Annotated in this window: 7 protein-coding genes and 1 pseudogene; 6 read left to right on the forward strand and 2 right to left on the reverse strand. The window is 65.7% G+C overall.

The genetic code is table 11. The features are described 5' to 3' along the window. The first annotated feature begins 8 nt into the window (after positions 1–8). Positions 9–344: a hypothetical protein gene (locus tag WAL33_RS08800; RefSeq protein ID WP_422180504.1), complete on the forward strand. Its 336-nt coding sequence runs from the start codon at positions 9–11 to the stop codon at positions 342–344. A gap of 25 nt (positions 345–369) precedes the next feature. Here the strand turns inward: WAL33_RS08800 and WAL33_RS08805 are convergent, their stop codons facing one another. Together WAL33_RS08805 and WAL33_RS08810 are read right to left on the reverse strand one after the other, a co-directional pair. Next, on the reverse strand, positions 370–630 hold the full coding sequence (locus tag WAL33_RS08805) for a hypothetical protein (RefSeq protein WP_422180506.1): 261 nt from the start codon (positions 628–630) through the stop codon (positions 370–372). A 38-nt stretch (positions 631–668) separates the two neighbouring features. After that, the gene (locus WAL33_RS08810) at positions 669–4,427 is read right to left on the reverse strand and encodes an Eco57I restriction-modification methylase domain-containing protein (RefSeq protein ID WP_422180508.1); all 3,759 of its coding nucleotides are present in this window, start codon (positions 4,425–4,427) and stop codon (positions 669–671) included. A 187-nt stretch (positions 4,428–4,614) separates the two neighbouring features. Here WAL33_RS08810 and WAL33_RS08815 point away from each other — a divergent pair, with 187 nt between their 5' ends. From WAL33_RS08815 to WAL33_RS08835, 5 genes and pseudogenes are all read left to right on the forward strand, one after another. Further along, entirely contained in the window at positions 4,615–5,079 is a 465-nt protein-coding gene (locus tag WAL33_RS08815) for a hypothetical protein (RefSeq protein WP_422180510.1), read from the forward strand. After that, a complete protein-coding gene (locus tag WAL33_RS08820; RefSeq protein ID WP_422180512.1) occupies positions 5,076–5,378 on the forward strand; it encodes a DUF1294 domain-containing protein in 303 nt (100 codons plus the stop codon). Before WAL33_RS08815 ends, WAL33_RS08820 begins: the two co-directional genes overlap by 4 nt. Positions 5,379–5,431: 53 nt before the next feature. After that, on the forward strand, positions 5,432–6,094 hold the full coding sequence (locus WAL33_RS08825) for a glutathione S-transferase family protein (RefSeq protein ID WP_422180514.1): 663 nt from the start codon (positions 5,432–5,434) through the stop codon (positions 6,092–6,094). Positions 6,095–6,308: 214 nt separating this feature from the next. Next, the gene (gene greA / locus WAL33_RS08830; RefSeq protein WP_056721136.1) at positions 6,309–6,782 is read left to right on the forward strand and encodes a transcription elongation factor GreA; all 474 of its coding nucleotides are present in this window, start codon (positions 6,309–6,311) and stop codon (positions 6,780–6,782) included. Positions 6,783–6,872: 90 nt separating this feature from the next. Continuing rightward, positions 6,873–7,090, forward strand: a pseudogene (locus WAL33_RS08835) (alpha/beta hydrolase); the annotation flags it as partial.

Raw genomic sequence — 7,090 nt, forward strand, 5'->3', positions numbered from 1 at the left:
CTAGCGGCATGACCCAAACCGACATCCCCACCTGGTGTTTCACCTTCCAGCAGAAACTGATGGCCGCCCTCGACGCGGCCTGGGCGATCCTGGAGCACAGCCACGACCCCGCCCAGATCCGCGCGGCCCGCGACAAGGCCAAAGCCATCGGCGACCTGGCCGCCATGGCCCGCAAGGTGGCGCTGATCGTGCCGGCGGCGCGATCCAAGGTCTCGCCGCCCTCGATGCTGGACGCCGCCGCGGCCCACCTGCACGCCGCCCAGGCGGTGGCCGACGTGGGCACGATGGTCCGGACGCCCCGGGCGATCGACAAGCTCAAGGGCGGGCGACGGGGGCGGTTGTGAGAAAAGAAAGAAGGGAAAACGACCTTCAGGCCGCGACGGACCCCAGGCGGTCCAGTTCACGGCGGAAAGCTTCGATCAGCACAGCAGCCTCTTCGGCCGGAAGATCAGCGGCAAGCTTCGGAAACCGATCCCGCCACCCTTGGGCGACACTGGGGGGCCAGGGCATACGCTCGGCGGCTTGAGCGGTTCTCAGCGCCTTGCCAAGATGCTTGCGGATAAAATCAAGATCAGGCGGCCGTCGCTCCGACGAGGGGCGCTCACCTTGAAACAGGTTCAACTGGGACATGGCGCCATCATCCACGATTCCCTTCGGCCTTGCGATGCTCATCCGTCGGCGACCAGCATACGTTCCCGGTCATCCAGACCATAGAGGTCAAACAGCCGCTCGTTCAGAGCCGCCTCATCCTCAGCGAGGCTCGCGACCCGACTCACCAGCACACTCACGCGCTCCATGAACTGACGGGCGCCGGGCGTGTCGGGCTCATCGGGCGGGCGTCGAAGCTCTCGAGCCAGTTTGTCCGCTTCGGTCCCCTGACGGCTCAGCAACAGATACCGCCAGTAGCTTTCGGCCAACCGACCGGGAGCCTCGTCCAGATAGATGCGCCCCAGAACGACAGCGCCGTCAGCATAGAGCCGCAACTCTCCCTTGGCGAAAACCGCTTCCAGATGGTCCGCGCCGTCGAGGGCTGCCTGGAGGCTCTCCAACTTGATCGCCAGGGCTTCGCCAAAGGCCGCCTTAAACCACTCGCGACGCTCGGCGTGGGTCTTGAGCTTGGCGGGCGCCTGTTTCTCCAACGTCTTCTGATCGGGCAGGTCGGGCCAGAGCCATTGTTCATCGCGCCGGGCGCGCGACAGAACTTCAAGACGCTCGCCCGCCTCGGCGATCAGGTCGCGCCGCTCAGTCCAGTCCTCTTGCAAGGCCAAGGCGGCCTTGGCCACGTCGCGCTGATCATCGGCCGAGGCGTAGGGCACCGGCAGAGGGGCGATGAACTGCTTGTTGGCCTCATAGTAGCCGCCGCGCTTGGGCTTGCCGATCCGCTTGAAGACGAAATTGGCGACCGCGCCGTTCAACACGCCCAGCAGAAAGCCCGCCTCGACCTCCGGGGCCGGAAGAATGCCGTTGACCCGCACATTGTTCAGATACATCCCCCCAGCCAAGTCGGCGCAGACCCGCATTTCCGGCACTGTTTGGGCGACGATCAGTTTCGCCAATTCCTGCTTGTCGAGATTTTGGTTCCGCCCAAACCGATACCAATGCTCGTCGTCAAAGGGTGCGAGGCGCTCTCCGTCGCGGGTCTTGGCTTCACGGTCTCGCAGCACCGTGGCCCAGGTTTCCAGATAGCGCCAAGCTTGCGGGAATTCACGACGCATGTCCTGCGCCGGGATGATCTCCACGCCGCGCGCACCTGTCCGATAGGGAAACAGCAGATAGGTCTCAGTCTCCGGCGCCTGATAGCGCTTGGCCTCGGGACCCGAGACCAGAGGCTTCATGACTGCGTCCTCGATCTCCACCTCATAGGGCGCGGCGCCCTTGGGCGAGCAAACGTACCGACCGCGCGCTACCTTACGCAGGTGATAGATGGGGTCGGCGCTGGTCTGTATTCCGACGATGATGCCCTTGGTGACTTTCGGGTTTCCCAGGGCGGGGCAGTCCGCTGCCAGTCTGTCGATCAGCGCTCGCTCCGCGCCCGTGGCCATCAGCCATTCCGGTCCGTCGGGCAGCGCCTCATAGGGCACCGCCAGACCGGGGTCGCTCCAGTCGATGTCGGCCGCGTCACCATGCGGCGCGACGGCGATCAGGGGCGCCTCGACGGGCTCGCGGCGGAAGATCTGCAAGGCTGTGTATGTGGTTGCGTCCGCGAAGATCTGGTGCGCCTTGAAGTCCACCCAGCGCTCCAGGTGGCGACCGCGCTGCACCAGGCGGCGCAAGCCTTCGCCGTGCTGGTTGATCGTCCAGAGGCTGGGCGCGATATAGCCCATGCGTCCGCCGGGCGCGAGCATACGCAGCCCCTTCTCGAAGAAGGGCAGATAGAGATCGAAATTCCCGGTCTGGGCGCTGACATAGGTGTCATCGCCGCGATGGCCCTGCAGATAGTCGGCCACTTCGGGATCGACCGCGCGCACGGTCTGGATGCTGACATAGGGCGGATTGCCCAGGACGATGTCGAAGCCGCCCGCCTTGAAGACTTCGGGAAAGGCCGAGGGCCAATCGAAGGCGTTGATCCGATCTCGATGGTCCACGCCGGGGGTGCGTCCGTTCCAGAAGTCCGGCCCGACAAGGCTGTTGCCGCACAGGATCGTCCCATCCAGAGACGACAGCGGCGACTTCGCCCTGGCCGAGTGCAGCCAAAGCGCCAGCTTGGCGATCTCCACGGACGCCGGATTGATGTCCACGCCATGGATGTTGGCCGACAGAACCTCTTTCGTCAGGCGGGCTTCATCCACGGTCAGGGCGGTGCCGCGCTTGGCCAGGCGGGCCTTTTCGCGCTCGACCATGATCCGCTCGTCGAGCACGCGGCGGAAAGCCGCGATCAGGAATGCGCCGGACCCGCAGGCGGGATCCACGATGCGCAGAGCCTTGAGGCGGTGTTCGTAGGCTTCCGCCTCGGCCATTGACCTAGCGGCTTCCGCCGTCCAGCCGCTCGCCTTTCGAGCCTCTGCGAACCAAGGATCAAGGGTCAGTTCCACCAGAAGATTGACCACCCATTCCGGCGTGTAGAACACGCCGTCGCGTTCGCGCTTGGAAAGCTTGGCGACCGATTCACGGCCTTCCAACTCGCCGACCCGGTATTCCAGTTCAGTGATCGACTGCTCGAAGATGCGCCCCAGCGTGTAGAGGCTGAGGCTGTGGCGCGCGTCGCCTCGCGCGGCGTAATTGTAGCGGGCCGAAAGATAGAGCAGCGTGTCGGGATCGCGCTCCAGGGCGGCCTCGTTGGCGCCCTGTCCCGGAGCGGCGAAAACGTGGTTGGGAAGGGCCAACGCCTCGATCTGCGGATCGGCGGCGAAAAGTCCACCATTGATCAGGGGCACATTCATGGCGCCGAGCGGTCCGCCCTTGTCCATCAAGCTGAACAGACGCTTGCAGAACCCCCACAGCTCCTCGCCGTTCGGGTCGTAGATGTCCTCGCACGACCGCGCCTTGAGGTGGTCTCGGATCACCTGCGGGGGAAACAGCATCCGCGCGCCCATATCCTCGCAGTAAAAGGCGAAGATGAAGCGATCCAGAAGCTTTTGAGAGAGACGCAACAGCTCGGTCGGCGTGCCGGAGAAGCCCGGATTATTTACCGTGAGAACATTGAACAGGCGCTCGCGCACCGCTCGATAACGGTCATAGAATTCGCCCTCGAGCTGGCGCTCACGCACCCACTGCCGTTCGATCAGGCGCAGAAGCGGCGGCCGCCCCCCGACGGAAATCAGCTGATCGCGTTGGAAAAGTTTCCAAAACAAGAAGCGATCAAACCGGGCATCTTCACTATTAGAAAGAAGATCGTAAGGGGTCAGAAGATCAGAACGCTCAATGACGAAGCGAATATACTGATTTGGCGCTCGATCCCACCAATAGAGGCGAAACTCGTTCATGTCGGTCACCAGCCCCCACCAGGGTTGGACCTGCTCGTTGCCGAACATGCCTCGTCGCGCGCCACGCACATAGTTCAGACACTGCTCGACCGGCGAGCGCGTGCTGCCTTTGCGGTTCTGCTTCGCGTCGAGCGCGGATCGAATGTCCTTGTACTCGCAGAGGACTTGAGGGGTCGCATTGGGATTATCCCCGAACCAACCCAGCGCGACATCGGCTTCGCCCGACCCGCCGCCCGCGCCTTCGCCGGTCACGCGAAACTTGGGGAAAATCGTGACTGCGCCTCGGTCGACACGGCCGGCATCGCCATAGCCCCACGTTTCCGCGAAGAAGGTCTGGGTGAACGCGCCTTCGGCGGAGGTCTCCTTCAACTTCATGCGCGCGGCCCAGGCAACAAGACGGGCCCGCAATTGCAGATCAGCCGCGTCGTCGTAGGCGCGATACTCGATGTCGAGCGACGATTGCAGGAACGCTCGCGTCACGAACGAGCGGCTGTCATCAAACATGGTGTATCGCGGCGCGCTCTGCCCCGCCCTGGCGCGCGGTCCAGCGCGTGATGAAATCCTCGACGTTCATAAGCGCGATCACGCCCCCTTACTCTCAGATCAACCATAGGCCGTTTCGATCGTGTGGCGCTAGGCTTCCGACGAACGGCATGTTAGCGCGCGACGACCGCCCTTTCGCAGAACCGCCATGACCCACGCCCCCTACACCGACGCCCAGGTCGCCGACCTCGCCCGCCGCCTCCTCGACCACTCCCTGCCCAAGGACCAGTGGACCCACGCCGCGCACCTGACGGCGACGATGCGCCTGGTCCGCACGCGCGACGCGGGCCTGGAGCGCGACATGCCGGGGATCATCCAGACCTACAACGTCGCGGTCGGCGGGGTGAACGACGACCATAACGGCTATCACGAGACCATCACCCAGGCTTACCTGGCCGCCATCCGCGCCTTTGTCGCGGCCCTGCCGGCCGGGACCTCCGACAGCGAGGCGTGCGCGCGCCTGCTGGCCACGCCGATGGGCGACAAGGCCTGGCCGCTGGGCTTCTGGTCGCGCGAGCGGCTGTTCAGCGTCGCGGCGCGCCGGGGCTGGGTGGAGCCGGACCTGGCGCCGCTGGAAACCCCCGTCGGGGCGCCCGGGAACGCCCGGGCGTGATCACCTTCGTCGCCGTCTATCTGGGCGTGCTGAACGTCCTGACCTTCGCGATCTTCGGCTTCGACAAGGCGGCCGCCGCCGACAAGGTCAACAGGGGCCGCTCGCGCGTGCCCGAGCGCGCCCTGCTGACCCTGGCGGCCGTGGGCGGCAGCCCCGGCGCCCTGCTGGCCCGGCCGGTGTTCCGCCACAAGACCCGCAAGCAGCCGTTCTCGGCGTGGCTGACCTTGATCGTGTTCGTGCAGGTCGCGGCCCTGATCGCGGGGGCGGCGGTGTGGTGGACGCGCCACGCCGCCCCTTGACTGACGCGGGGGCCTGCGCCGCCAATGGCCCCCACGCCGTCGGAGCCCACGCCATGATCGTCGTCCATCACCTGAACAATTCCCGCAGCCAGCGGGTGCTGTGGCTGCTGGAGGAGCTGGGGCTTCCCTACGAGGTCAAGCGCTACGAGCGCGACGCCAAGACCATGCTGGCCCCGCCGGCGCTGCTGGCGATCCATCCGCTGGGCAAGTCGCCGGTCATCACTGACGGCGACAAGACCCTCGCTGAGACCGGGGCGATCATCGCGTACGTGATCGAGACCTACGGCCAGGGCCGGCTGATCCCGCCGGCGGGCACGCCGGAGCGCCTGCGCTGGACCTATTGGCTGCACTATGCCGAGGGCTCGGCCATGACGCCGCTGCTGCTGAAGCTGGTGTTCACCGCCCTGCCCGCCCGCGCGCCGGGCCTGCTAAAGGGTCTGGTCAAGGCGATCGCCGCCCGCGCCCAGAGCGGCTTCGTCGATCCGCAGCTGAAACTGCACCTCGACTATTGGGACGCCGAGCTGGCCAAGAGCGCCTGGTTCGCCGGCCCCGACTTCACCGCCGCCGACATCATGATGAGCTTTCCTCTTGAAGCCGGCGCCGCGCGCGCGGGGGCTGGGTCGCGGCCGAGGGTCAAGGCGTTCCTGGAGCGCATCCACGCCCGCCCGGCCTACAAGGCGGCGCTGGAGCGCGGCGGGCCCTACGACTACGCCTGATCCGTTCACAGATGCCTTTTGACGGGGCGCCGACGGCCCGCGGAACCACGGCGACGCAAGCGCGCTTGATCCTGACCGCCAACGGGGTCAAGCTTCGCTTTACGGGCGGGTACTTGCTTATCGCTAACGCGGCGCCTATCCTCTCAGCCCCCGGTCGTGCGCGCCAACGTCCGGGAGTCTTCCTCCCCTTGGGCGAACCGAGCTAAAATCCGCAATGGAAAAAGTGCCGATGACCGCCGGGGGTTACCAGACCCTCGACGAAGAACTGAAGCGTTTGAAGACGATCGAACGGCCGGCGGTGATCGCCGCGATTTCCGAGGCGCGTCAGCATGGCGACCTGTCGGAAAACGCCGAGTATCACGCGGCCAAGGAACGCCAGGGTTGGATCGAAGGCCGGATCGCCGAGATCGAGGACAAGATCGCCCGGGCCCAGATCATCGATGTCTCGAAACTGTCGGGCAAGCAGGTGAAGTTCGGTGCGACGGTCAGCGTCGTCGACGAGGACACCGAGGAAGAAGCCCGCTACCAGATCGTGGGCGAGCATGAGGCCGACGTGAAGGAAGGCCGCATCTCGCTGAGCTCGCCGCTGTCGCGCGCGATGATCGGCAAGGAAGTCGGCGAGGTGGTCGAGGTCAACACGCCCGGCGGCGTGAAGGCCTACGAGATCCTCAAGGTCGAGTGGGTCTAGCTTAGGCCCCATTCCAGGGACATTGCATGCGAAGCGTCGGAGAGCTTAGCTTGACCGGCGCGTCGCATTGCTATGGCCGGGATCACCGACGTGGTTGAAATGAAAAAGAACCAGCCGGCCGGGTCCAAGGCGGTTGCGCCCAAGGCGGCCGCGGCAAAGTCTGGCGCGCCGCGCAAGGCTTCGGCCAAGACCGCTCCGGCCACGCCCGAGCCTGTCGCCAACAAGGCCGCGGTCCCGAAGGGCGCGGCCAAGACCAGCGCGCCGACACCCGCCGCACGTTCCGCCCCGAAGGACGCTAAGCCCCAGGC

The organism is Caulobacter sp., from assembly GCF_049283275.1.
GTDB lineage: Bacteria > Pseudomonadota > Alphaproteobacteria > Caulobacterales > Caulobacteraceae > Caulobacter.

Coding starts and splice junctions, on each gene's coding strand:
- WAL33_RS08815 (WP_422180510.1), top strand. CDS start 4,615: ATGACCCACGCCCCCTACACCGACGCCCAGGTCGCCGACCTCGCCCGC.
- WAL33_RS08800 (WP_422180504.1), top strand. CDS start 9: ATGACCCAAACCGACATCCCCACCTGGTGTTTCACCTTCCAGCAGAAA.
- WAL33_RS08825 (WP_422180514.1), top strand. CDS start 5,432: ATGATCGTCGTCCATCACCTGAACAATTCCCGCAGCCAGCGGGTGCTG.
- WAL33_RS08810 (WP_422180508.1), bottom strand. CDS start 4,427: ATGTTTGATGACAGCCGCTCGTTCGTGACGCGAGCGTTCCTGCAATCG.
- WAL33_RS08805 (WP_422180506.1), bottom strand. CDS start 630: ATGTCCCAGTTGAACCTGTTTCAAGGTGAGCGCCCCTCGTCGGAGCGA.
- greA (WP_056721136.1), top strand. CDS start 6,309: ATGGAAAAAGTGCCGATGACCGCCGGGGGTTACCAGACCCTCGACGAA.